At 70.7% G+C, this 22104-nt stretch carries 29 protein-coding genes; 20 read left to right on the top strand and 9 right to left on the bottom strand.

What is annotated here, in order from left to right:
* Positions 1-7 precede the first annotated feature (7 nt).
* Entirely contained in the window at positions 8-676 is a 669-nt protein-coding gene (locus BFF78_RS22890; RefSeq protein WP_069780101.1) for a hypothetical protein, read from the bottom strand.
* Positions 677-1077: 401 nt separating this feature from the next.
* Positions 1078-1653: a heme-binding beta-barrel domain-containing protein gene (locus BFF78_RS22885; protein WP_069780100.1), complete on the bottom strand. Its 576-nt coding sequence runs from the start codon at positions 1651-1653 to the stop codon at positions 1078-1080.
* Between the two features lie 339 nt (positions 1654-1992).
* Here BFF78_RS22885 and BFF78_RS22880 point away from each other — a divergent pair, with 339 nt between their 5' ends.
* Positions 1993-2187: a hypothetical protein gene (locus BFF78_RS22880; protein ID WP_069780099.1), complete on the top strand. Its 195-nt coding sequence runs from the start codon at positions 1993-1995 to the stop codon at positions 2185-2187.
* An 8-nt stretch (positions 2188-2195) separates the two neighbouring features.
* Here the strand turns inward: BFF78_RS22880 and BFF78_RS22875 are convergent, their stop codons facing one another.
* Together BFF78_RS22875 and BFF78_RS22870 are read right to left on the bottom strand one after the other, a co-directional pair.
* Positions 2196-2390, bottom strand: a complete 195-nt coding sequence (locus BFF78_RS22875) for a DUF397 domain-containing protein (RefSeq protein ID WP_069780098.1) — start codon at positions 2388-2390, stop codon at positions 2196-2198.
* Positions 2372-3214: a helix-turn-helix domain-containing protein gene (locus BFF78_RS22870; RefSeq protein ID WP_069780097.1), complete on the bottom strand. Its 843-nt coding sequence runs from the start codon at positions 3212-3214 to the stop codon at positions 2372-2374. The genes BFF78_RS22875 and BFF78_RS22870 overlap by 19 nt, the downstream gene beginning before the upstream one ends.
* A gap of 168 nt (positions 3215-3382) precedes the next feature.
* On the opposite strand from BFF78_RS22870, the gene BFF78_RS22865 reads away from it, so the two are divergent.
* Genes BFF78_RS22865 through BFF78_RS22855 form a run of 3 tightly spaced genes read left to right on the top strand, consistent with a single transcriptional unit; the run spans position 3383 to position 4388 of the window.
* Positions 3383-3787, top strand: a complete 405-nt coding sequence (locus BFF78_RS22865) for a hypothetical protein (RefSeq protein WP_069780096.1) — start codon at positions 3383-3385, stop codon at positions 3785-3787.
* Positions 3784-4029, top strand: coding sequence for a hypothetical protein (locus BFF78_RS22860; RefSeq protein ID WP_069780095.1), 246 nt, complete (start codon positions 3784-3786; stop codon positions 4027-4029). The genes BFF78_RS22865 and BFF78_RS22860 overlap by 4 nt, the downstream gene beginning before the upstream one ends.
* Positions 4026-4388: a DsrE family protein gene (locus BFF78_RS22855; RefSeq protein ID WP_069780094.1), complete on the top strand. Its 363-nt coding sequence runs from the start codon at positions 4026-4028 to the stop codon at positions 4386-4388. The genes BFF78_RS22860 and BFF78_RS22855 overlap by 4 nt, the downstream gene beginning before the upstream one ends.
* 4 nt (positions 4389-4392) lie before the next feature.
* Here BFF78_RS22855 and BFF78_RS22850 read toward each other — a convergent pair whose 3' ends face one another.
* Positions 4393-4656, bottom strand: coding sequence for a DUF3099 domain-containing protein (locus BFF78_RS22850; RefSeq protein WP_069780093.1), 264 nt, complete (start codon positions 4654-4656; stop codon positions 4393-4395).
* Positions 4657-4776: 120 nt separating this feature from the next.
* Here BFF78_RS22850 and BFF78_RS22845 point away from each other — a divergent pair, with 120 nt between their 5' ends.
* From BFF78_RS22845 to BFF78_RS22830, 5 genes are all read left to right on the top strand, one after another.
* Positions 4777-5514 (top strand): LmeA family phospholipid-binding protein, encoded by a 738-nt coding sequence (locus BFF78_RS22845; RefSeq protein WP_069780092.1) that lies wholly within the window; start codon positions 4777-4779, stop codon positions 5512-5514.
* Between the two features lie 210 nt (positions 5515-5724).
* The gene (locus BFF78_RS50185) at positions 5725-5805 is read left to right on the top strand and encodes an Ms5788A family Cys-rich leader peptide (protein WP_350751515.1); all 81 of its coding nucleotides are present in this window, start codon (positions 5725-5727) and stop codon (positions 5803-5805) included.
* Between the two features lie 122 nt (positions 5806-5927).
* Entirely contained in the window at positions 5928-6773 is an 846-nt protein-coding gene (locus BFF78_RS22840; protein WP_069780091.1) for a sulfurtransferase, read from the top strand.
* Between the two features lie 30 nt (positions 6774-6803).
* Complete coding sequence (locus BFF78_RS22835; RefSeq protein ID WP_069780090.1) at positions 6804-7094, top strand: DUF1416 domain-containing protein; 291 nt, start codon at positions 6804-6806, stop codon at positions 7092-7094.
* Between the two features lie 409 nt (positions 7095-7503).
* A complete protein-coding gene (locus BFF78_RS22830; RefSeq protein WP_069780089.1) occupies positions 7504-8073 on the top strand; it encodes a hypothetical protein in 570 nt (189 codons plus the stop codon).
* 173 nt (positions 8074-8246) lie between these two features.
* Here BFF78_RS22830 and BFF78_RS22825 read toward each other — a convergent pair whose 3' ends face one another.
* Genes BFF78_RS22825 through BFF78_RS22815 form a run of 3 tightly spaced genes read right to left on the bottom strand, consistent with a single transcriptional unit; the run spans position 8247 to position 10615 of the window.
* Positions 8247-9461, bottom strand: coding sequence for a hypothetical protein (locus BFF78_RS22825; protein ID WP_069780088.1), 1215 nt, complete (start codon positions 9459-9461; stop codon positions 8247-8249).
* A 1-nt stretch (position 9462) separates the two neighbouring features.
* A complete protein-coding gene (locus tag BFF78_RS22820; RefSeq protein ID WP_069780087.1) occupies positions 9463-9717 on the bottom strand; it encodes a MoaD/ThiS family protein in 255 nt (84 codons plus the stop codon).
* Positions 9718-9763: 46 nt separating this feature from the next.
* Positions 9764-10615 (bottom strand): alpha/beta hydrolase family protein, encoded by an 852-nt coding sequence (locus BFF78_RS22815; protein ID WP_079161431.1) that lies wholly within the window; start codon positions 10613-10615, stop codon positions 9764-9766.
* Positions 10616-10795: 180 nt separating this feature from the next.
* On the opposite strand from BFF78_RS22815, the gene BFF78_RS22810 reads away from it, so the two are divergent.
* From BFF78_RS22810 to BFF78_RS22785, 6 genes are all read left to right on the top strand, one after another.
* Complete coding sequence (locus tag BFF78_RS22810) at positions 10796-11593, top strand: response regulator transcription factor (protein WP_069780085.1); 798 nt, start codon at positions 10796-10798, stop codon at positions 11591-11593.
* Between the two features lie 117 nt (positions 11594-11710).
* Positions 11711-12736, top strand: coding sequence for a LacI family DNA-binding transcriptional regulator (locus BFF78_RS22805; protein WP_079161430.1), 1026 nt, complete (start codon positions 11711-11713; stop codon positions 12734-12736).
* 98 nt (positions 12737-12834) lie between these two features.
* Positions 12835-13827: a S1C family serine protease gene (locus tag BFF78_RS22800; protein ID WP_069783741.1), complete on the top strand. Its 993-nt coding sequence runs from the start codon at positions 12835-12837 to the stop codon at positions 13825-13827.
* Between the two features lie 32 nt (positions 13828-13859).
* On the top strand, positions 13860-14099 hold the full coding sequence (locus BFF78_RS22795) for a hypothetical protein (RefSeq protein ID WP_069780083.1): 240 nt from the start codon (positions 13860-13862) through the stop codon (positions 14097-14099).
* 138 nt (positions 14100-14237) lie between these two features.
* Positions 14238-14972, top strand: coding sequence for a response regulator transcription factor (locus BFF78_RS22790; protein ID WP_069780082.1), 735 nt, complete (start codon positions 14238-14240; stop codon positions 14970-14972).
* A complete protein-coding gene (locus BFF78_RS22785; protein WP_099054914.1) occupies positions 14969-16465 on the top strand; it encodes a sensor histidine kinase in 1497 nt (498 codons plus the stop codon). The genes BFF78_RS22790 and BFF78_RS22785 overlap by 4 nt, the downstream gene beginning before the upstream one ends.
* Before the next feature lie 10 nt (positions 16466-16475).
* Here the strand turns inward: BFF78_RS22785 and BFF78_RS22780 are convergent, their stop codons facing one another.
* Entirely contained in the window at positions 16476-16964 is a 489-nt protein-coding gene (locus BFF78_RS22780) for a MarR family winged helix-turn-helix transcriptional regulator (protein ID WP_069780081.1), read from the bottom strand.
* A gap of 106 nt (positions 16965-17070) precedes the next feature.
* Between BFF78_RS22780 and BFF78_RS22775 the strand changes: the two genes are divergently transcribed.
* The 5 genes from BFF78_RS22775 to mshD all read left to right on the top strand — a co-directional run bounded on the left by BFF78_RS22775 (position 17071) and on the right by mshD (position 22041).
* Positions 17071-17961 (top strand): NmrA/HSCARG family protein, encoded by an 891-nt coding sequence (locus BFF78_RS22775; RefSeq protein ID WP_069780080.1) that lies wholly within the window; start codon positions 17071-17073, stop codon positions 17959-17961.
* On the top strand, positions 17958-18374 hold the full coding sequence (locus BFF78_RS22770; RefSeq protein ID WP_069780079.1) for a MarR family winged helix-turn-helix transcriptional regulator: 417 nt from the start codon (positions 17958-17960) through the stop codon (positions 18372-18374). Before BFF78_RS22775 ends, BFF78_RS22770 begins: the two co-directional genes overlap by 4 nt.
* Before the next feature lie 105 nt (positions 18375-18479).
* Entirely contained in the window at positions 18480-19739 is a 1260-nt protein-coding gene (locus tag BFF78_RS22765; protein ID WP_069780078.1) for an ATP-binding protein, read from the top strand.
* On the top strand, positions 19736-20863 hold the full coding sequence (locus BFF78_RS22760; RefSeq protein ID WP_069780077.1) for a tetratricopeptide repeat protein: 1128 nt from the start codon (positions 19736-19738) through the stop codon (positions 20861-20863). The genes BFF78_RS22765 and BFF78_RS22760 overlap by 4 nt, the downstream gene beginning before the upstream one ends.
* A 251-nt stretch (positions 20864-21114) precedes the next feature.
* Positions 21115-22041 carry a mycothiol synthase gene (gene mshD / locus BFF78_RS22755; protein WP_069780076.1) on the top strand — a complete coding sequence of 309 codons (927 nt, stop codon included), beginning with the start codon at positions 21115-21117 and terminating at the stop codon, positions 22039-22041.
* Positions 22042-22104: the final 63 nt, after the last annotated feature.

Here is a 22104-nt window from a genome sequence, read left to right as displayed (position 1 = left end):
CCGCCCATCAGAATCGGGAAGGCCTGGCACCACGCAGAACATCCCGCTTGCCCGCGAGAACGGACGGAAAGCGGTCCATGGCCTGGGCCTCCTTGGCCAGCTCGGGGTCGAGATACCCCAGCATGCGGTAGATCTTGGCATGGTCGGCGGCGAGGTCCCGGTGGTGGATCGGCTCGTGGTGCATGATCCGGTTGCGCAGCAGCACCAGCGACCACAGGCCGTCGTACAGGACATCGCGGCGGCCCGAGTAGTACGGGAATGCCTTGTGCACGGTGGGCACCCAGAACAACCGGTCGTAACCCGATCCCCCGCTGACCAGCGACGCCCAAAACCCGAAGGACAGCTCGGCGACCATGCTGTCGGGCGGTGCCGGGACAAGTCCCCGGCGCTCGCACTTGCTCCGAGCCTTGGCCACGAGGCGCTGCCCGTTCGGATTGAGCGGTGCCGTCGTCCACCAGTCGTCCTTGTGATGGGCGAGGGACAGCTGCTTGTGGACCGCATTGCGCAGCGCAAGTTCCAGACAGTGCAGAGAACCGTAGAGCGCGGCCGAGGCCTCGACGTTCCACCAGTACAGACGCCTCGCCACCACGGCGTTGCCGCGCGCCGCACGAACGTAGCGCGCCAGCCGCAGCTTCGAGAACGCGCGCAGCATCCACTCCGGCAGCCTGCTGGTCATCGAGATCCCCCTTCATCCGGGCACAGCACAGCCCGGGATACGTTTCACTACAAGAGCAGCCGCACCGTGATACGGTGGGTGACGAACGCCCTGGGTCCGCCTCTGCACAGCACGCCACCCAGGGCACGGATTTACGAGCCCCCGGCCGCCCTCAGGGCAGCCGGGGGTTTCTGTTTCTCGTGCACAGCTTCTCTGCACAGCGCCAACTCCGTTGGCAAGCCGCGCCGTTGCCTTCAACGATAACGAAGGACGCCAACCCTCGCAAGCGCAGTGCACTGCGCTTCAAATCTGTTAACCCCCAGAGCGGTGGCCGAGGGAGGGCTCGGAAACAGTTGATGGCCCCGGCGCAGTGCGCGGAGCCATCACGGTGATGCAAGCCTGAGCGGCAGGTCTACTGGGATCTACTTGAAGAACGCGATCCCGTCGTCCGGCATGTCCTCCGGGAGGGCCTTCGCCCAGCGCTCGACATCCTCCGGGGTGACGACCTTCTTCAGGTGGGCCGACATGTAGGGGCGCAGCTCGGCCTCGGGGGTCTGCTTCTCGCCGACCCACATGAGGTCGCTCTTGACGTAGCCGTAGAGGCGCTTGCCGCCGCTGTACGGCCGGGAGGCGGCCGTACGGGCCACCGCGTCCGTGACCAGGTCGATCTGCGGCTTCTGGTGGGCCATCTCGCCGTACCAGATCTCGATGACGCCGTCGTCGCGGGTCATCGTCACCTCGACCTTGCGGTCGGCGTCGATCCGCCAGAAGCCGGCCTCCGACTCCAGCGGGCGGACCTTGTTGCCGTCGTTGTCCAGCACCCAGGTGTGGGAGTGGTACTCCAGGAAGTCCCGGCCGTCGTGGGTGAAGCTGACCTCCTGCCCGAAGTTGCACTTCTGCGAGCCGGGGAAGTCGTGCACGCCCGCACCGGCCCAGTTGCCGAGCAAGAAGGCGAGCGGGACCAGGTCCTTGTGCAGGTCGGACGGGATCTCGATCATGAGGGGAGCTTTCCTGGATGATTCCTTGACGGGGTCAGCGCTGGCCCTGGTACAGCTTCTTCACGGTCAGACCGGCGAAGGCGAGCACGCCGACGCAGACCAGGACCAGCAGGGTTTCGAAGAAGATCTCCACGGGTGCTCCTTGAGCGAGGGTGGGCATACGACAGAGCCGGGGCCCAGCTTACGCGGCCGGGGGCGGGCTCTCTTGACGAGGTGGGCCGACCAGGGGTTCAGCCGCCGCATCGGGGCCGCACCGCCATTCGGCCCGCCTGGCTCGCCCCGGGTTCGGCCGGCCCCGAACCTTGATCCAGGTTCGGCCCCGAGATCGGAGAGAAGAGCATGCTCAAGGTGCTGCGAACGATGGCGACGGGTGTGGCTGCCGGTCTGTTGCTGGCGGTCACGTCGACCACTGCCCACGCCCAGAACACCGGCTACATGGCACACGCCCCCGCACCCGACACCGATCGTTCTGCGGCCTTGTCAGACGTCACAGACCTGGTGGGCACCCCGGTGAACGCAGGACTCTTCGGCTGAGCCCCCGGTCACCCCCGCTTGACTCCCTCGACAAAGGCGGACCAGGCGCCCGCGCCGAAGAGGAGCGGGGTACGGGTGGTGTCCTTGCTGTCCCGGACGGGGACGAGGGGGAGGTTGTCGGCGACCTCGACGCACTCGCCGCCGTCTGGGTTGCTGTAGCTGCTCTTGCGCCACGTCACGCCGCTCAGGTCGATGGCTCGCACGGCACTTCCTCCAACATCCGCAGGATGAACTTCCGCGACGCAGCCGGGTTCAGGGCCAGGTCGCGCATCGCATCGTACGCACGTTGCAGCAGCTCAACTGAGCTGACTTCCTCGATCAGTTCACCACGGTGCGCGTTCTCCGTGTAGGCCACAGTCTGGCCATCCAGCAACCGCAGGAACATCACGGCAGTGCTCACCAGCCCGTGCAGGCCGGAGTTCTGGGGCAGGACCTGAACCGTGACGTTCCGGCGCTCCGATGCCTCCAGCAGGTAGTCCAACTGCTCCCGCCACTCCCCCGCATCGCGCAGCGGCGTACGCAGCACCGCCTCCGCGATAAGCGCGCGGAACGGCGGTGCATCCCCGCCCTCCAGCACATTCCGCCGACCGGTGCGCGCCTCGACCTGCCGGTCCAGTTCCTCGCCCTCGTATCCGCCCAGCGCGAGGACCTCACGCGCGTACCCGTCCGTCTGGAGCAGGCCCGGCAGGATGCTCACGCCGTAGTGCCACAGGCTGACGGCCTCCGCCTCCAGCTCCATATAGCCCCGGTACTGCTCCTTGAACTGCTTCGGGTCCGCCACCGCCAGCTCCCACAGGGTCACCAGCAACCCCGGCGTCCCGTAGTACTGGTCCAGCGCCTGTACGACCTCGGGGCTGCCCAGCGTCCGCCTGCTCTCCATCTTCCCGAACTGCGAGGCGTCCCAGCCGACCTCCTCCGCCAGCTTCCGCAGGCTCAAGCCCCGCTCGGTCCGCAGGAGCCGCAGCTCCTCGGCGAACCGCATCCTCGGCTCCTGACTGCGTCCGGTGACCACCCTTCGCTGCGGCATCGCGCTCCCCGGCTGTGGAATTTGTGGAATTTGAAGGGCCTGGTGTTGAAGTTGGGCCTCTCCATGGCATGAACGCCCTTTCCATGCGCCATGCTCGAAGTACCCGAACACGCAGCGTAGTTCAACGATCGCGCTGCGCACAGGCGTTCATGAAAGGAGCTGCCCCCGATGACGACGAAGTCGGAGCCTCTCGAACCCGGATCCCTCCTCTTCGACCCGGCGACGAGCAAGGTCGGTGAGTACCAGGCCAAGGCGGGCCCATACGCCATGCTGCGCCCCGTCGGCGGTGGCCGGGAGTGGCAGGCCGATCCGGCCTCGCTTCGCCCGGCCACGCTCCGGGAGCGGCTGAGTGCCGAGGTGGGGGCGACGAACCGGCACACCCGCGCGGCCGGTGCGTGCGTGCCGCCGGACCCCGAGGACCTCAGCCGGCCGCCCCGGCCGGTGCCCGGCTGCCGCGCCTGCCTGGCGCTGGCCGAGCAGCGGGACTCGGCGCAGGCGTCGTACGACCGGAGCGCGGAGACCGACGCGAACGTTCTGCTCCGCCAGCACCAGCGACGGGAGCACCGGGCATGACGGGACTGCCGTACGAGGAGTGCAAGCGGAGCCAGGAGGAGGGGCGTACGCCTCGGGACCCGGAGTTCGTCCAGCCCGCGTACTCGCTCCCGCCCTTCCACCCGTATTTCGCCGAGCGGGCCCGGCAGAGACGGCACCCCCGGCGATCGATCGACGGCGCCATCGTCAGCGACGCACTCACCGTCCTCTGTGTCGCCACGCTGATCGTCACCGCCGTCGTCGCGGCTACGCTTCCGGTATGACCAAGAAGCTCGTGATCAAGGTGACCGCCGGGGCCGACGCCCCGGAGCGGTGCTCACAGGCGTTCACCGTGGCGGCGGTGGCCGTGGCCAGCGGGGTCGAGGTGTCGCTGTGGCTGACCGGGGAGTCGTCCTGGTTCGCGCTGCCGGGACGGGCGGCGGAGTTCGAGCTGCCGCACGCCGCTCCGCTGCCCGACCTCATCGACGCCGTCCTCGCCGCGGGCCGTCTCACGTTGTGCACCCAGTGCGCGGCCCGGCGGGAGATCACCGAGAAGGATGTCATCGAGGGCGTACGGATCGCGGGCGCTCAGGTCTTCGTACAGGAGACGCTGGCGGACGACACGCAGGCCCTCGTCTACTGACCGCTCACCGCCTCGGCGGTTTCTTGCCGTCCAGTTCGTCCCACCACTCGTCCGACTGCGGGTCGCCGGACGGATCGTCCCACCAGCGGTCCTCCGGGCCCCGCCGGTTGGCGATCATCGCGGCGACCGGCGGGATGACCATGGCCACGATGCACATGCCCACGGCCGCCGGGACCGACCAGAGACGCACGACTCCCCAGGCCAGGACGAAGAGCCCGATGCAGGTCCCCATCATGGCGAAGTAGATGTGACGCCGCCGTGCGTACATAGGACAAGGGTAGGACGGGTCGCGCCTGTCACAAGTGATCCACAATCGCCGCCCGGCCGTGCCCCGCAGGGTTACCGTGGCGTAGCCGCACATCTGCCGTCGACCTGGGGGAAACACCACATGCGCGCCCTGCGAATAATCCTGATCCTCGTCGTGATCCTGGGCGGGCTGTTCATCATCGCGGACCGGGTCGCCGTGCACTTCGCCGAGGGGCAGGCCGCGGACAAGCTGAAGTCGACGCAGAACCTGGCCTCGACGCCGGACGTGAACATCAAGGGGTTCCCGTTCCTGACCCAGGTCGCGGGCGGGTCGCTCGACGACGTCGAGGTCGGGATCAAGGACTACGACGCCGCCACCGGCACCACGGGGAAGACGATCCGGATCGACGACCTGAAGGCCGACATGAAGGGTGTCTCCTTCTCCGGCGACTACAGCTCCGCCACCGCCTCCAGCGCCACCGGCACCGCGACCATCTCCTACGCCGAACTGCTGAAGACCGCCAAGTCCGAGCCGACCCAGGTCGCCCCCGGGATCACGGCCCGGATCGTCGGCCTCTCCGACGGCGGCAACGGCAAGATCAAGGTCATGGTGGAGGGCACCGTCTCGGCCCTCGGGATCAAGCAGACGGTTCCGGTGCTCAGCACGGTGACCGTCGAGAACGACAAGGTGCAGGTGCACGCCGACTCGCTGCCCCGGCTCGGCGCCGCCGCGATCGCCGAGAGCCGGATCCGCGAGATCACCGACTTCCAGCAGGCCATCGACCGGTTGCCCGGTGGCGTCAAGCTGGACAAGGTGCAGGCGGCCAAGGACGGCGTGCAGATCACGGTGAAGGGTTCCGACGTCAGGCTGGCGGGGTAGGAACCGGCGGGCCGGAACACCGCGGCGGACGGCGATCGTCCGACTGGCGAGACGATGATGTCCGTACCGTAGATGCGCAGACCGAAGCGAGCGTCCGGAGGCCGTACGGCGGCCACCGGGCGCTCTTCTCGTACCACCATACGGACGATCGCGTCTCGGGATATGACACACCGGTGACACGCCCGCCCGGACGTCCCTACGATCGAGCCCATGAAGCGACAGGCGGATCTCACGAAGCGGCGGGCAGTCGACCTGTGCCGCGTTGCCGCCATGCTCTGTCGCCCCTTCTGAGCGAAAGTCCCCGGCTTCCGCATCTCACGCCTGCCCTGCTGGAAGGGCACCCGTGCGCCGCTCGGGCGCACACCCCTCTCTACTCGCACGCCCCGCCGCAACTGCCCCGGAGGAGAAAGAGCATGAGCCGCACCGACGTCCTGGTCGATGCCGACTGGCTGCAGGAGCACCTGGACGACCCGGCCATCGCCATCGTCGAGGTGGACGAGGACACGTCCGCCTACGACAAGAACCACATCAAGAACGCGATCCGTATCGACTGGACCAAGGACCTCCAGGACCCGGTCCGCCGCGACTTCATCGACCAGGAGGGCTTCGAGAAGCTCCTGTCGAAGAAGGGCATCGCCAACGACCACACGGTGGTCCTGTACGGCGGCAACAACAACTGGTTCGCGTCGTACGCCTACTGGTACTTCAAGCTGTACGGCCACGAGAGCGTCAAGCTCCTCGACGGCGGCCGCAAGAAGTGGGAGCTGGACGCCCGCGAGCTGGTCGCCGGCGACGAGGTCCCCGAGCGCCCGGCCACCGACTACAAGGCCAAGGCCCAGGACACCTCCATCCGCGCCTTCCGTGACGACGTCGTCGCCGCGATCGGCTCGCAGAACCTGGTCGACGTGCGCTCCCCCGACGAGTTCTCCGGCAAGCTGCTCGCCCCGGCGCACCTGCCGCAGGAGCAGTCGCAGCGTCCGGGCCACGTCCCGAGCGCCAGGAACATCCCGTGGTCGAAGAACGCCAACGACGACGGCACGTTCAAGTCGGACGAGGACCTGAAGGCCCTCTACGCCGAGGAGAACGTGGACCTCGCCAAGGACACGATCGCCTACTGCCGCATCGGTGAGCGCTCCGCCCTGACCTGGTTCGTGCTGCACGAGCTGCTCGGCGTCGAGAACGTCAAGAACTACGACGGTTCCTGGACCGAGTACGGCTCCCTCGTCGGCGTGCCGATCGAGCTCGGCGCGAACAAGTAAGACCCCCTCAGACCCCTCAGGAGAGACAGCATGTGCGGAGCGAAGGCCGGCGGCCCGGACGCCTCCACGATCAAGCCCGGTGAGACGACGATCCAGGGTCAGGTGACCCGCGACGGCGAGCCGGTGACGGGCTATGTCCGTCTGCTGGACTCGACCGGCGAGTTCACGGCCGAGGTCCCGACCTCGGCGACCGGCCAGTTCCGCTTCTACGCCGCCGAGGGCACGTGGACCGTGCGCGCCCTGGTGCCGGGCGGCTCCGCCGACCGCACGGTGGTCGTGGCGGAGAAGGGCGCGCTGGCGGAGGTCGCCATCGCGGTCTGAGCGGGTTCGGTGACGGCGGAGGGCCGTATCCCCTGGGTTGGACGCCAGTGGGGGTACGGCCCTCCGGCTTGCCCGCACCTTCTGCCGCTCCCTCATCTTCCGGGCCGCCATTAACGCGACGCCCCCCGCTGCGCCGGTAGCGACACGCTCGCCGTCGGTGTGGCCATTTATCCTAAGATCATCCAAAAGGGCTAGACGGTGGACCGCCCCCCGATCAACTCCGGTGCGATCACTGGGATTTGAGGAACGCCTCGCCGGACGGGAAACGGCGCCCCTGCGCCGTAAATCCCCCGATTGACCCCCTGTCAGCCAGTCTCCGGGCATTCCCGACATGACAGGCATGTGGTCGGTTTATACGTTCCTTCTCAACCGGCCGAAACGTCGGTGTCTCAGAGATTGGAGAACCACCATGCAGATGTCTCGTTCGTCCGTGGTCACCGCCGCCGTCGCGGCTGCGGCGGCCCTGGCCGCGACCGGCGTCACCTACGCCGCGGCCGACTCCGCCCCCGAGGCGGCGCCGGCCGCAGCCGCTGCCGCACCCTTCGGCGGCGGAACGGGCAACAACAACAACGGCAACAACAACAACGGCAAGGGCAACGAGGGAGGCCACGAGGGAGGCCACGGCGGCCGGCGCCACTTCGAGGGCCGGATCCTGGTCAACGAGCGGTCGTACTCCAGCCACCCGGGCGACTGCATCACCGTGGTCAGCGGCCTGGGCGCCAAGAGCCTGAACGTCCGCAACGACAGCGACAAGACCGTCGAGCTCTTCCGCGGGGCCGTGTGCGACAACGGCGCTCCCATCGCCACCGTCGGACCCTGGAGCCAGAGCGACGGCGTGCGCGTCCACAACCCGGAGGGCATCGAGGTCAAGCACGGCGTGGTCGGTAGCTTCCGTGTGGTCTGCGACCACCGCGGCGAGCGTGGCGGCCACGAGGGTGAGGGCGGCGAATGGGGCGGTGACTGGGGCGGCGAGAACTAGCCCTGAAGGAACCGCATGATATGGAGCCCCGGCCCGCCGGAATCGGGCCGGGGCTCCAGGCTTGCCCCTCGTCGGACAGCGCGGGCGCGGCGCGCCCCGGCAGACCAGGGCGATGCCCGCCCTCACCTCCGGTCGGGGCCCGCCGTCCAGGCGATGCCCGGCTGGGAACGGCTCTAACCCAGCGCCCGCCCCAGCACCCACACCACCGGCGCCGCCGCCGACAGCGGCAACGCCACACCGGCCGTGAAGTGCACGAACCGCGACGGGTAGTCGTAGCCGGCCACGCGATGGCCGATCAGCGCGCAGACCGCGGCGGCCAGACCCAGCAGCGCGCCCTTCGCGCCCAGCCCGGTCGCACCGCCCACGGCGATCCCCGCGCCCGCCGCCGCCAGCAACGCCACCACCACCGAAGCCGGTGTCGGCAGCGGCAGGGCCCGTGCCAGGACGGCCACCGCCACCGCCGCCGCGCCCACGGACACCGCGTGCGGCTCGGCGCCCAGATAGCCGGTGGCCAGGACCGACAGCGCCGCCGAGACGACCGTCGCCATCAGGCCGTACATCCGCTCGTCCGGCGAGGCGTGCGAGCGCAGTTGCAGGACCAGGGACAGCAGGACCCAGACACCGAGGGGGCCCAGGATCGCGGCGGGCGCGTGCCCTCGGCCCGCGGCGAGCACGGCCACGTCGGCGGCCAGGCCGCCCGCGAAGGCCAGCGCGATGCCCTGCCGGGCCGGCCACATGCCGTTCAGCCGGAACCAGCCCGCCGCCGTCACCGCCTGGAGCACCACCAGCGGGACGACGAGCGCGTACGAGGCGATCGGCGCCGTCGCGGCCAGCAGCAGGCCCAGCACCGCGGTCAGCAGCGCCGGCTGCATCCCGGGCTCGATGATCGGCGAACGGCCCTCCAGCCGCGCCCGCTGGGCATCCGTGATCCGCGCGTTGCCGGCGAGGGTGGCGGGGCCGTAGGCCGGCCCGGACTCGGCATCCGGCTCCGGTGCCTGTGCCTGTGCCTGTGCCTGTGCCTGTGCCTGTGCCTGTGCCGGTCCAGGGTGTGGCTGCGGCATCGGCTGAGGCATGGGCTGAGCCTGAGCCTGCGGCTGCGGCGCGGCCACGTACGGCCCCGCGTACGGCTGCTGGTACTCCTGCTGCCCCTCGAACGTCTGCGGCGGCAGATACGCCGTCTCCGCCCCCTGTGCGGGCATCTGTGCGGGCGTCTGCATCGAGGCGTGCGTCCGGGTCTCCCAGGTCTGCCCCTGCCAGTGCTGGGTGAACTGGGGGTCGTGGCCCTGCTGGTGCTCGTCGTACCCGGACCACTGCTGCTGGTACGGGTCGTAGCCCTCGTAGGGGCCGCCCTGATAGGGCTGACCGCCCTGATACGGCTGGTCGCTCATCTCACCCTCCTGCGAACGGCGGGAGCACCTCGACCGTGCCGCCCTCGGCCAGCCGTACCGTCTCATGCGCGCGGGTCCCGACGGGGTCACCGTCGACGAGGAAGGAGCATCGCTGCAGTACACGCGTGAGTTCGCCGGGGTGCCGCGCGCGCACCGCGGCCAGCGCGTCGGCGAGCGTGTCCGCGTCGTAGGGCTCCTCGGCGACCCGGGCCGCGGCCTTGGCGGCGGCCCAGTAGCGGACCGTGACCTTGGGCATGTGTTTCCTCAATCGACGGCAAGAAAGAAACAAGAGTGCTGTCAGGCTAGCCCGCCCGGGTGGACACCCAGTCCGCGATCCGGCCCAGCAGGGCGTCCTCGGCCGCGTGCTCCGCGTGCCCCATGCCCGGCTCCACCCAGAGTTCGCCGTGGTCACCGGCCGCCTCGGCCAGCATCCGGGGGTGGTCGAGGGGAAAGTAGCCGTCGCGGTCGCCGTGGACGATGAGCAACGGGGCCGGGGCGATCCGGGGCACCGACTCCACCGGCGACAGGGGCACCGGGTCCCACTCCCGGTGGTGGATACGGGTGCGCAGGCCGTAGCGGCCCACCAGGCGGCCCTCGGGGCGGGTGACCAGCCAGTGCACCCGGCGCATCGGGGCCGTGCCCCGGTAGTACCAGCGGGCCGGGGCGCTGACCGAGACGACCGCGTCGACCGTGCCGGGGTTCAGGGCCGCGTGCCGCAGGACGACCGAGCCGCCCATGGAGAAGCCGACGGTCGCCACGCGCGTGTGCCCGAGGCCGCGGGCCCACTCGACGGCGGCGGCGAGGTCCAGCACCTCCCGGTCGCCGACCGTGGACCGGCCGCCGGAGCGCCCGTGGCCGCGGAAGGAGAAGGTGACGACCGCGCCGTAACCGCGCAGCACCCCCGCCACCCGTCGCACGTGCGGGCGGTCCGCGTCCCCGGTGAACCCGTGGGCGACGACGAACACCAGGTCGCCCGAGCGTGTACGGGAGGTGTACGGGTGTCTTTCGTATACAACGGTGCCCGGGTCGTATACGGAATCGACCGGAACTCCGTCGGCTGTGCACAGAAACGTCCGGATAGGGCCCCGTCTGCCTGTCTCGGGATACGGACGAACGGTGGAACGTTCCACATGACCTGCCGGACCGTTGCTCATGTGGGCTATTCTGCTGGGCAGAGGACTCGGGCAGCGCAGCCCCCGGGTCCTTTTGTGCTTTCGGACGCGTTGTATACGAAGCGGGAAACCTCAGGTGACCGCCGGTGTACGGGGCCTTCGGGATCGCAGAGCAGTGCCCGTCCGCACAGTCCTCGCAGGGACCGAGGAGGAACCAGACGTATGAGTTCTCTGCTACTGCTGACCAATGCCCTCCAGCCGTCGACGGAGGTGCTGCCCGCCCTCGGCCTGCTCCTGCACAACGTGCGGGTGGCCCCGGCGGAGGGCCCCGCCCTCGTCGACACCCCGGGCGCCGACGTGATCCTCGTCGACGGCCGCCGCGATCTGCCCCAGGTGCGCAGCCTGTGCCAGCTGCTGCGCTCCACCGGCCCCGGCTGTCCGCTGATCCTCGTCGTCACCGAGGGCGGTCTCGCCGCCGTCACCGCCGACTGGGGCATCGACGACGTCCTGCTCGACACCGCCGGCCCCGCCGAGGTGGAGGCACGGCTGCGGCTGGCCATGGGACGGCAGCAGATCGTCAGCGACGACTCCCCGATGGAGATCCGCAACGGCGATCTGTCCGTGGACGAGGCCACCTACTCCGCCAAGCTCAAGGGGCGGGTCCTCGACCTCACCTTCAAGGAGTTCGAGCTGCTGAAGTACCTCGCCCAGCACCCGGGCCGCGTCTTCACCCGCGCCCAGCTGCTGCAGGAGGTCTGGGGCTACGACTACTTCGGCGGCACCCGCACGGTCGACGTCCACGTACGGCGGCTGCGCGCCAAGCTCGGCCCGGAGCACGAGTCGCTGATCGGCACCGTACGCAACGTCGGCTACCGCTTCGTCACCCCCGAGAAGGGCGACCGCGGCGGCGAGGACGCCAAGGCCAAGGCCAGGGCGGAGTCCCGGGCCGACCGGGCCGGGGCCGAGGGCGCGGACGCAGCCCCCGTGCACGACGGCGCCGAGATCCACGCGGACGTCTGATTTCCGGCCGTTTCCGCCCGGGCAGGTGTGGCGCCCGTCCGGGCGGGGCATTGCTCCCGCACATCCAAGCACTGATACGCCCTGCCCAGAAAGGGTCAATCCGCGTAGACTCCGCGCGTGGCGAAGGTGACTCGGGATGACGTGGCACGGCTGGCTGGAACCTCCACGGCCGTCGTCAGTTATGTCATCAACAACGGACCCCGGCCGGTCGCCCCGGCCACGCGCGAGCGTGTCCTCGCTGCGATCAAGGAACTGGGCTACCGCCCCGACCGGGTCGCCCAGGCGATGGCCTCGCGCCGTACCGACCTCATAGGCCTGATCATCCCGGACGCCCGCCAGCCCTTCTTCGGGGAAATGGCGCACGCGGTCGAGCAGGCCGCCTCCGAGCGCGGAAAGATGGTCCTGGTCGGAAACACCGATTACATCGGTGAACGCGAGGTCCACTATCTGCGCGCCTTCCTCGGCATGCGCGTGTCGGGCCTGATCCTCGTCTCGCACGCGCTCAACGACCTCGCCGCCGCGGAGATCGACGCCTGGGACGCCCGGGTGGTGCTGCTGCACGAGCGCCCCGAGGCCATCGACGACGTGGCCGTGGTCACCGACGACCTCGGCGGCGCCCAGCTCGCCGTACGCCACCTGCTGGAGCACGGCTACGAATACGTCGCCTGTATGGGTGGTACGGCGGAGACACCGGCCGTCGGCGACCCGGTCTCCGACCACGTCGAGGGCTGGAAGCGGGCCATGGACGAGGCGGGCCTGTCCACCGAGGGCCGGCTGTTCGAGGCGCCGTACAACCGCTACGACGCCTACCAGGTCGCCCTGGACATCCTCTCCGGCCCAAAGAGGCCGCCGGCCATCTTCTGCTCCACCGACGACCAGGCGATCGGCCTGCTGCGGGCGGCCCGCGAGCTGCGCATCGACGTGCCCGGCAAGCTGGCCGTGGCCGGGTTCGACGACATCAAGGAGGCGGCGCTGGCCGACCCGCCGCTGACCACGGTGGCTTCCGACCGCTCGGCGATGGCCCGGGCGGCGGTCGACCTGGTCCTGGACGACGGGCTGCGGGTGGCGGGCTCCCGGCGGGAGCGGCTGAAGACGTTCCCGTCCCGGCTGGTGGTACGCACGAGCTGCGGCTGCGCGGGCTGAGCAGCCCGGGTCCGTCTTCATATCGGTCAAACGAGGTTCTGCCGGGCTTCTCAGCGAGCACTCAGGAAGCTCTCATGGTCACCGGGGAGGCTACTTTCATGACCGAGAGCCAGGGTGACCACACCCAGCAGCAGCACAGCTACTCCGCTCCCGCGAACCCCGAGTGGCCGCCCCCGCCGCCGTACCGGCCGGCGACGGACTCCGCTTGGCACCAGCCCAAGCGCAACCGGGGTCCCGTCGCCCTCCTCGCGGCCGTCGCGATCGTCGCGGCGGCGGTCGGCGGCGCCACGGCGTACGGCTTCCAGGAGCTGACCGGCAAGGACACGGTCGCCACCGCCGGCACGAGCACCACCGTGGTGCCGACCGGCAAGAGGGGCGACGTCGCCGCGATCGCTGCCGCCGTCAGCCCGAGCGTGGTCGAGATAAACGCCACCCTCGGCAGCGGCTCCTCCACCGGCTCCGGCGTGATCATCTCGTCGAACGGCGAGATCGTCACCAACAACCACGTCGTCTCCGGCGCGCAGTCGATCAAGGTGCGCACCAGTGACGGCAACAGCTACACCGCCGACGTCGTCGGCACCGACAGCTCCAAGGACCTGGCGCTGATCAAGCTGCGGGGCGCCTCCGGTCTGAAGGTCGCCTCCCTCGGCAACTCCAGCGGCGTCCAGGTCGGCGACACGGTCGTCGCGATCGGCTCCCCCGAGGGCCTGACCGGCACCGTCACCAGCGGTATCGTCTCCGCGCTCAACCGGGACGTGACCGTGTCCACCGACGAGAACCAGGGTCAGGGCCAGGGCGGCGACGGCCAGTGGCCGTTCGAGTTCGGCGGCCGGCACTTCAACGGCGACACCGGCTCGTCCACGACGACGTACAAGGCGATCCAGACCGACGCGTCCCTCAACCCCGGCAACTCCGGCGGCGCGCTGATCGACGCGAGCGGCAACGTCATCGGGATCAACTCCGCGATGTACTCCTCCAGCCAGCAGTCCTCGTCGTCCACGGACGCGGGCAGCGTCGGCCTCGGCTTCGCGATCCCGGTCAACACCGTCAAGTCCGACCTGGCCAAGCTGCGGGCGGGCAACAACAGCTAGCGCTTCACCCCTCAGTCAGCAGGGAGTACGCCATGATCACCAAGGTTTCGCACCAGAACACCGACCGCGGTCCCGCCGACATCACCCTGGCCCTCGCGGTCACCCGCGACCTGCACCTGCCCATCCCGGCGCCCCGCAGGCCCGAGCCGGCGCCCCGCGCGCCCGAGGTGGCCGTCACACCGGTCCCCGAGCTGATGGGCCTGCGCACCGCCCCGCTGCGCACCCACCGCCGCAAGGTGCCGCTGAACCGCCTGACCGCGGTCCGGGCCTGACCGGCTTGCCGGGGCCACCACCCCGGCAGGTGTGCCTCCCGGCCCGCCGGCCGTGGCAGGCTGAGAGACAGCCGGGAGACACCCGTACAAGCCGTGAGAAACCCGTCCCTCCCACCGCACCCCGAGGAATCGCGAGCGATGAGCCCCGCCGAAGGCGACCGTGACCCCCAGCGCATCCTGATCGTCGACGACGAGCCGGCCGTACGCGAGGCGCTCCAGCGCAGCCTGGCCTTCGACGGATACGACACGGAGGTCGCGGTCGACGGGGCGGACGCCCTGGAGAAGGCCACGGCGTACAGGCCCGACCTGGTCGTCCTGGACATCCAGATGCCGCGGATGGACGGCCTGACGGCGGCGCGCCGCATCCGCGGCGCCGGCGACACGACCCCGATCCTCATGCTCACGGCCCGCGACACCGTCGGCGACCGGGTGACCGGCCTGGACGCGGGCGCCGACGACTACCTGGTCAAGCCCTTCGAACTGGACGAGCTCTTCGCCCGGATCCGCGCACTGCTGCGGCGCAGCTCGTACGCGGCGGCGGTGTCGGCCGAGGCCCAGGAGGACGAGGCGCTGACCTTCGGCGACCTGCGCATGGACCTCGCGACGCGCGAGGTCACCCGGGGCGGCCGGCAGGTCGAACTGACCCGCACGGAGTTCACCCTGCTCGAGATGTTCATGGCCCACCCGCGTCAGGTCCTCACCCGCGAGCAGATCCTGAAGGCGGTCTGGGGCTTCGACTTCGAGCCCTCCTCCAACTCCCTCGACGTCTACGTCATGTACCTGCGCCGCAAGACCGAGGCCGGCGGCGAGCCGCGCCTCGTGCACACGGTGCGGGGTGTGGGGTACGTCCTGCGGCAGGGCGGCGCCGAGTGAGCAATCTGGTACGGCGCTACCGGTCCCTGCCGATCAGGGCCCGGCTGGCGATGCTGGTCGCGGCGGCGGTGGCGTTCGCGGTGGCGGCGGTCTCGGTGACGTGCTGGTTCATCGTGCAGGGGAAGCTGTACGACCAGCTCGACGACGATCTGCAGAAGTCGCTGCGCGGCTCGGCACAGCTGGAGCAGCTGGACATCACCCTGTCCAACTGCACCGACACGCCCGCGGCCGGCGGGTTCTTCCAGGACAGGTACTCCCAGGTGGTCACCGAGAACGGCAAGATCTGCCTGATCGGGGGCGCCTCGGGCACGATCAAGGTCACCCAGGCCGACAAGGCGCAGATCAAGGCGCTCTCCGACAAGATCTACTTCCGCAACGGCGTCGACGGGCAGGGCCACGAGCTCCGGGTGCTCACCCGCCCCTTCCTGCCCACCTCGACCGCGAGCGGCGCACGCGGGCCCAACATCGGTGTGCAGGTCGCCATCCCGCTGCGGAACACCGAGAAGACCCTCAACGACCTGGCCCTCGTGCTCCTCGTCGTCTCCGGCATCGGAGTGATAGGAGCCGGCGCCGCGGGCCTCGCCGTGGCCCGCGCCGGTCTGCGGCCGGTGGACAAGCTGACCGAGGCCGTGGAGCACGTGGCCAGGACCGAGGACCTGACCATCCGCATCCCCGTGGAGGACGACAGCGAGGACGAGGTGGCCCGCCTGTCCCGCTCCTTCAACTCGATGACCGCCTCGCTGGCCAGCTCCCGCGACCTCCAGCAGCAGCTGATCGCCGACGCCGGCCACGAACTCCGTACGCCCCTGACCTCCCTGCGTACGAACATCGAACTCCTCACCCGCAGCGAGGAGACGGGCCGCCCGATCCCGCCGGAGGACCGCAAGGCGCTGCTTGCCTCGGTGAAGGCGCAGATGACCGAACTGGCCGCGCTGATCGGCGACTTGCAGGAGCTGTCCCGCTCGGAGGGGCAGCGGGGCGAGCGCGTCCAGGTGGTCTCCTTCCAGGACGCGGTCGAGGCGGCCCTGCGCCGCGCCCGCCTGCGCGGCCCGGAGCTGACGATCACGGCCGACCTGGAGCCCTGGTACGTCCGGGCGGAGCCCTCCGCGCTGGAGCGGGCGGTCGTCAACGTCCTCGACAACGCGGTGAAGTTCAGCCCCGAGGGCGGCACGGTCGAGGTGCAGCTGAGCAAGGGCGTCCTGACGGTCCGCGACCACGGCCCCGGCATCCCCGAGGACGAACTCCCCCACGTCTTCGACCGCTTCTGGCGCTCCCCCAGCGCGAGGGCCCTGCCGGGCTCCGGCCTCGGCCTGTCCATCGTGGCCCGCACGATCCAGCAGGCGGGCGGCGAGGTCACCCTGTCCCCCGCGAAGGGCGGCGGCACGACGGCAACGGTACGCCTCCCCGGCGCACCGACACCGCCCCCGGAAACCCCGGACACGACCGAGGCACTGGGGGCTGAGCGGGACCGGTCGGGGCCTGGCCACCTTTGACGGGCTCGGGTCAGTCCGGCCTCGGCATGGTGCGCAAGTGTTCGATCTGGGTGCGGCTCAGGGCGTTCGCGTGGCGCATGTGGCGGATGATCGTCTTCAGTTCGTCCTCGGTGTGGTCGTCGTACAGGCGCTGCCAGGTGCGGCCCAGTTCGTCCCACACCGCGGCGACACGGGCGACGCGCTCCGGGACCGGGGTGACCAGCACCCGGCGCCGGTCCCGCCGATCCGGTGTGCGGGTCACATAGCCGCCGCGTTCCAGCCGGTCCACCAGACGCGTGGCCGAGCCCGTGGTGAGCCCGGTCATGTCGGCGATCTGCCGGACCGTGAGCGGCTCCGGCTCGGCCGTCAGCAGGCTCAGGGCCTGTACGTCGGTGGGGTGCAGGCCGAGATGGTCGGCGACGGCCTGATTGAACAGCACGTACGACGCGAGGTAGCGGCGCGACTCCGTCGACAGCTCCTCGTACAGCCGGGCCCGGCGTGGGCCCCTCACGTCCGTCACGTGGCTCGCCTCCAAAAACACTGCGCGACACAGCGAATATCCCGCTAGTCTCCTGCGTAACGCAGTCAATGCGTCACGCAGCAATCCTAGCCATCCGGGGAGACCCATGCTCACCGTCGCCGTCACCGGCGCCACCGGCGCCCAGGGCGGAGCCACCGCCCGCGCCCTCCTGGCCGCCGGCCACCACGTCCGCGCCCTGACCCGCCACCCCGACGCACCGCCCGCCGCCGCCCTGCGCGCCCTCGGCGCCGAGATCCGCCCCGCCGAACTCGACGACCGTGCCTCGCTCGACGCGGCCCTCACCGGCGCGGACGCGCTCTTCGCCGTAACCACCCCGTTCGGCACCGGCACCGGCACCGAGACACGACAGGGCAGGACCCTCGTCGACGCCGCGGCGGCCGGCCGCATCCAGCACGTCGTCCTGACCTCCGCCGCCCACGCCGACCGCGGCACCGGCATCCCGCACTACGAGAGCAAGTACGAGATCGAGCAGCACCTGCGCGCGTCCGGCGTGCCCTGGACGGTGATCGCCCCGGCGGCGTTCATGGACAACTACGCCGGCGGCTGGACCCTCTCCGGCCTGCGCGACGGCGTCTTCGGCTGGCCCATGCCCGCCGGCCGACCCCTCGCCCTCATCCCCGCCACCGACATCGGCGCGTTCGCGGCACTGGCCTTCACCCGCCGCACCGAATTCGTGGGCCGCCGTATCGACATCGCGTCCGACACCCGCACCCCGCACCAGATCGCGGCCACCCTCACCACCGCCACCGGCCGCCCGATCACCCACCACGAGGTCCCGCTCGACGTCGTCCGCACCCACTCCACGGACCTGGCGGCCATGTTCGCGTACTTCACCACCACCGGCCTCGACGTCGACGCCCCGGCCCTGCGCCGCGCGTACCCCGAGGTCGGCTGGCACACCTTCGCCGACTGGGCCACCGCCCGGAACTGGCCCGCCCTCCTGACCGGACCCCACCCCGAAGGAACCCCCGCATGAAGCCGATCGGCCACTGGCTCAACCGCACCGACAAAGCCCTGACCCGCGCGATGAACGGCGTACTGTCGGAGTTCGGCCTCACCCGCCTGGACTGGCAGGTCCTCCACGTCATCCGCGACACCGCCCCGGAGGCCACCGACTCCGACGTCCTGACGGCACTCGCCGCCCACGCGGACGTCCTCACGCTGAGGGCCGCCGTAGACGCCGTACTGACCGGTGGCTGGGCCACCCGCCCCGCACCGCAGCGCCTGGCCCTCACCCCGGACGGCCACCGCCGGCTGGCCTCCGTCACCGCACGGGTCGACACCTTCCGCGGCCTGTCCATGACCGGCATCTCACCGGACGAATACCGCACCGCCGTCCACGTCCTGGAACGCATGACCCACAACGCCGAGGCCGCGACGCCGGCGTAGACGCACCCCGGGGACGCGGAAGCGGGTGGCGCCCACGCGTGCGAAGGCGCCCCTTGACCTGGCCCAAGCGGAACCGCCCCCACGGCAGGTCCGTAGGCTGGCCCCATGCCGCAAGACTCCCCGCTGATACACAGCCTGCGTACGGCGGTTGCCGCCGCGCCCGCCGACGTCCCGCTCCGACTGCATCTGGCCGAACTCCTCCTGAGCGAGGGTCAGCCCGAAGCCGCCGTCGCCGAGGTGGCCGTCGCCCTGCAGCACGCGCCGGGTGACGCGCAGGCGCGGCAGCTCATGGCCCGCGCCATGGGAGTGCCCCAGCAGCCGGCCCCGGACACGCAGGCCCCGCGGCCGGACTCCGAGCCCCGCCCCGGTTTCGACTGGAAGGCCGCCGAAGACCAGGTCGGCGACGTCGTGCCGCCGCGGTTCGTCGAGGCGGAGGCGCCGATGCGGGCGGACGGCGGCGACGACCCCGGGGACGCCGAGGCGTGGGACGTGGAGCAGCCGGGCGGGGTGCGGCTGGCCGATGTCGGCGGGATGCAGGAGGTCAAGGAACGGCTGGAGGCCGCCTTTCTCGCGCCCCTGCGGAACCCCGAGTTGCGGAAGCTGTACGGGAAGAGCCTGCGCGGTGGGCTGTTGCTGTACGGGCCGCCCGGGTGCGGGAAGACCTTCATCGCGCGGGCCGTCGCCGGGGAACTCGGCGCCTCCTTCCTGTCGGTCTCCGTCAACGACGTGCTCGACATGTGGATCGGCAACTCCGAGCGCAACATGCACGAGATCTTCCAGACCGCCCGTCGGCAGGCACCCTGCGTGGTCTTCCTCGACGAGCTGGACGCGCTCGGCGCCAAGCGCAGCCGTACCGCGCACAGCGGGATGCGCAACACCGTCAACCAGCTCCTCACCGAGCTGGACGGAGTCGACTCCTCGGCCAATGAAGGCGTGTTCGTGCTCGCCGCCACCAATGTGCCGTGGGATGTGGACAACGCCTTGCGGCGGCCCGGGCGGCTGGACCGGACCCTGCTCGTACTGCCGCCGGACGCGCCCGCCCGTGAGGCGATCCTCCGCTACCACCTGCGGGACCGGCCCATCGAGAACATCGACCTGGCCAAGCTGGCCAAGGTCACCGACGGACTCTCCGGGGCCGACCTGGCCCACGTCTGCGAGGCCGCATCCGAGCGGGCGCTGCTCGACTCCGCCCGGACCGGGACCGTACGGATGATCGGGATGAAGGACCTGCTGGCGGCGGCCAAGGAGGTCGTGCCGTCGTCCGAGCCGTGGTTCGCCGCCGCCCGGAACGTGGCGATGTTCGCCAACGAAGGCGGCATGTACGACGACCTCATCGCCTATCTGAAGAAGCGGCGGAAGCTGTGAGCGGCACGGGACTGCATCCGGCCCTGGAGCGGGCCGACGCACTGTACGAACTGCGGCGCTACGACGAGGCGAAGACCCTGCTCGGGCAGCGGCTCGCCGAGGATCCCGAGGACGTCGCCGCCTGGGTCCGGCTCTCCCGCTGCCATCTCGGCGCACAGAACGAGGCGGCCCAGGCCCTGGAGGCGGCCGAGCGGGCGCTGGCCATCGATCCCGAGCACATCGGGGCGCTGCTCCAGCACGCGCGCGCCCTCCAGGCCTCCTCCCGCATCGTGGACGCCGAAGACCCCCTGCGCGAGGTCATCCGCCTCGCCCCCGAGTACTGGTACGGGTACGCGCTGCTCGGCCACTGGCTCTACCGCATACGGGCCCTGCGGATCGGTCAGGCGAATGGCGGCTCGGTCACCAACGAAGCCATGGCGGAGTCCTTCCGGGAGTCGGACGAACTGGCCCTGACCGCCGTCCGGTTGGCGCCGGAGGAGGTCTTCCCCTACGAGGTGCGCGGGGCCATCGCCCGTATCAGCGGCGACCAGGCCCTCGCCGCCGAGATGGACCAGGCCGTCCTCCGGCTCGATCCCCAGCACCCCGAGGCGCTCGCCCGGCGGACCCAGCGGGCCGCCGCCGCACCCGGCGTCAAAGCCGCCGAGGCCGCCGGTCTCTACGCCGACGCCCTCGCCGCCACCCCGGACTCCCCGGCCCTTCAGCAGGGCCTGGACCACGCCTCGTACCGGCTGCTGCGCGGAGTGCGCTGGATCGCCCTGCTCTGTCTCGGCCTCGCCGGCACCATGCTCGACCTGTGGACCAAGGAGGGGGTCGTACCACGCGAGCTGCCCGTTCCGCTCGCGCAGCGGCTGTGGTACTTCGTGCCCATCGGCGCCCTGTGGACCATCGGTGCGCTGCTGCGCTACCGGCGGCTGCGGATGGGCGTCCGCTACAACCTCCGCTCCCTGATCCACCGCCGCCGCTGGCCCCGGATCGTCCTCGGCCAGGCCGCCTGGGCCGTGTTCTGCGCCCTGCTGATCAGCCAGGTGCCGTGGTCCGAACGGGCCGTGCCGCGGATCGTCTTCTGGGCGGGGCTGGTGCCGACGCTGGCCACGATCTGGTTCGACCGCCGGAAGACCACCTGAGCATCGACGCGGATCGGCACGGAATTCCCCCCGCCCCGTTTCTCGGTAATGGCTCGGCTAGCGATTGTCGTCCGATTACGGCGGCGCTTACTTGCGGCCGACCCAGTGCTTGAGCTCGCACTTCTTCGGATGGAAAGCGCTGCGGCAGCCAAGAAAAGCGAATTCCGGCGCGACCTCGAATTAAAGCGCGCCGTGAGCGGCACGGCGCCTTTCACATAGGCTTTACGGGGTCGCTGCCGTACCCTCTACGCATGAGCAGCGACGACACCGTACCGGCCTTGACCGCCCGCTCCATCGAGACCCACTCCGCGCTCACCCCGGACCAGGCCGAGGCCGTGCGGGCCCTGCTCGCCGAGGCCCTCGCGGTCGACGGACAGCAGCCGGTGTCCGAACAGGGCCGGCTGCAGCTGCGCGGAGAGGCCCGCGAGGGCGTCTCGCATCTGCTGCTGACCGTCGGCGGCGAACTCGTCGGCTACGCCCAGCTGGAGGACACCGACCCGGTGGAGGCGCCGGCCGCCGAACTCGTCGTCGACCCCCGGCACCGCGGGCACGGGCACGGCCGGGCGCTCGGCTCGGCGCTGCTCGCCGCCTCCGGCAAGCGGCTGCGGGTCTGGGCGCACGGCGGACATCCCGCCGCCCGGCATCTCGCCCAGGTGCTCGGCCTGACCCTGTTCCGCGAACTGCGCCAGATGCGGCGGCCGTTGACGAACCTGGAGCTGCCCGAGCCGGTGCTGCCGGAGGGCGTGACGGTGCGCACCTTCATGCCCGGCAAGGATGACGCGGCCTGGCTCACGGTCAACGCGGCCGCCTTCGCCCACCACCCCGAGCAGGGCGCGCTGACCCAGCGGGACCTCGACGACCGCAAGGGCGAGCCGTGGTTCGACCCGGCCGGGTTCTTCCTCGCCGAGCGGCGGGGGGAGTTGGCCGGCTTCCACTGGACCAAGGTGCACGCCGAGGAGGGGCTCGGCGAGGTGTACGTCCTCGGTGTCCGCCCCGGAGAGCAGGGCGGCGGGCTCGGCAAGGCCCTCACCACGATCGGCCTGCGGCACCTGGCCGGACAGCAGTTGCCGACCGCGATGCTCTATGTCGACGCCGACAACCAGGCCGCGGTGTCGGTGTACGAGCGGCTGGGGTTCACGACGTACGAGACGGACCTGATGTACCGCACGGAAACCTGACATACGACTCGACCAGGGGCGGCCGGCTTGACGGCCGCCCCTTCCTTGCACCACCCTTCCACT

Origin of the sequence: Streptomyces fodineus (assembly GCF_001735805.1) — a bacterium.
Lineage (GTDB): Bacteria > Actinomycetota > Actinomycetes > Streptomycetales > Streptomycetaceae > Streptomyces > Streptomyces fodineus.
This window is presented reverse-complemented; position numbering and strand designations above follow the sequence as displayed.

Coding starts and splice junctions, on each gene's coding strand:
- BFF78_RS22840 (WP_069780091.1), top strand. CDS start 5,928: ATGAGCCGCACCGACGTCCTGGTCGATGCCGACTGGCTGCAGGAGCAC.
- BFF78_RS22890 (WP_069780101.1), bottom strand. CDS start 676: ATGACCAGCAGGCTGCCGGAGTGGATGCTGCGCGCGTTCTCGAAGCTG.
- BFF78_RS22855 (WP_069780094.1), top strand. CDS start 4,026: ATGACCAAGAAGCTCGTGATCAAGGTGACCGCCGGGGCCGACGCCCCG.
- BFF78_RS22830 (WP_069780089.1), top strand. CDS start 7,504: ATGCAGATGTCTCGTTCGTCCGTGGTCACCGCCGCCGTCGCGGCTGCG.
- BFF78_RS22850 (WP_069780093.1), bottom strand. CDS start 4,656: ATGTACGCACGGCGGCGTCACATCTACTTCGCCATGATGGGGACCTGC.
- BFF78_RS22810 (WP_069780085.1), top strand. CDS start 10,796: ATGAGTTCTCTGCTACTGCTGACCAATGCCCTCCAGCCGTCGACGGAG.
- BFF78_RS22860 (WP_069780095.1), top strand. CDS start 3,784: ATGACGGGACTGCCGTACGAGGAGTGCAAGCGGAGCCAGGAGGAGGGG.
- BFF78_RS22815 (WP_079161431.1), bottom strand. CDS start 10,615: ATGAGCAACGGTCCGGCAGGTCATGTGGAACGTTCCACCGTTCGTCCG.
- BFF78_RS22765 (WP_069780078.1), top strand. CDS start 18,480: ATGCCGCAAGACTCCCCGCTGATACACAGCCTGCGTACGGCGGTTGCC.
- BFF78_RS22885 (WP_069780100.1), bottom strand. CDS start 1,653: ATGATCGAGATCCCGTCCGACCTGCACAAGGACCTGGTCCCGCTCGCC.
- BFF78_RS22820 (WP_069780087.1), bottom strand. CDS start 9,717: ATGCCCAAGGTCACGGTCCGCTACTGGGCCGCCGCCAAGGCCGCGGCC.
- BFF78_RS22835 (WP_069780090.1), top strand. CDS start 6,804: ATGTGCGGAGCGAAGGCCGGCGGCCCGGACGCCTCCACGATCAAGCCC.
- BFF78_RS22775 (WP_069780080.1), top strand. CDS start 17,071: ATGCTCACCGTCGCCGTCACCGGCGCCACCGGCGCCCAGGGCGGAGCC.
- BFF78_RS22880 (WP_069780099.1), top strand. CDS start 1,993: ATGCTCAAGGTGCTGCGAACGATGGCGACGGGTGTGGCTGCCGGTCTG.
- BFF78_RS22865 (WP_069780096.1), top strand. CDS start 3,383: ATGACGACGAAGTCGGAGCCTCTCGAACCCGGATCCCTCCTCTTCGAC.
- BFF78_RS22800 (WP_069783741.1), top strand. CDS start 12,835: ATGACCGAGAGCCAGGGTGACCACACCCAGCAGCAGCACAGCTACTCC.
- BFF78_RS50185 (WP_350751515.1), top strand. CDS start 5,725: ATGAAGCGACAGGCGGATCTCACGAAGCGGCGGGCAGTCGACCTGTGC.
- BFF78_RS22795 (WP_069780083.1), top strand. CDS start 13,860: ATGATCACCAAGGTTTCGCACCAGAACACCGACCGCGGTCCCGCCGAC.
- BFF78_RS22845 (WP_069780092.1), top strand. CDS start 4,777: ATGCGCGCCCTGCGAATAATCCTGATCCTCGTCGTGATCCTGGGCGGG.
- BFF78_RS22870 (WP_069780097.1), bottom strand. CDS start 3,214: ATGCCGCAGCGAAGGGTGGTCACCGGACGCAGTCAGGAGCCGAGGATG.
- BFF78_RS22790 (WP_069780082.1), top strand. CDS start 14,238: ATGAGCCCCGCCGAAGGCGACCGTGACCCCCAGCGCATCCTGATCGTC.
- BFF78_RS22825 (WP_069780088.1), bottom strand. CDS start 9,461: ATGAGCGACCAGCCGTATCAGGGCGGTCAGCCCTATCAGGGCGGCCCC.
- BFF78_RS22770 (WP_069780079.1), top strand. CDS start 17,958: ATGAAGCCGATCGGCCACTGGCTCAACCGCACCGACAAAGCCCTGACC.
- mshD (WP_069780076.1), top strand. CDS start 21,115: ATGAGCAGCGACGACACCGTACCGGCCTTGACCGCCCGCTCCATCGAG.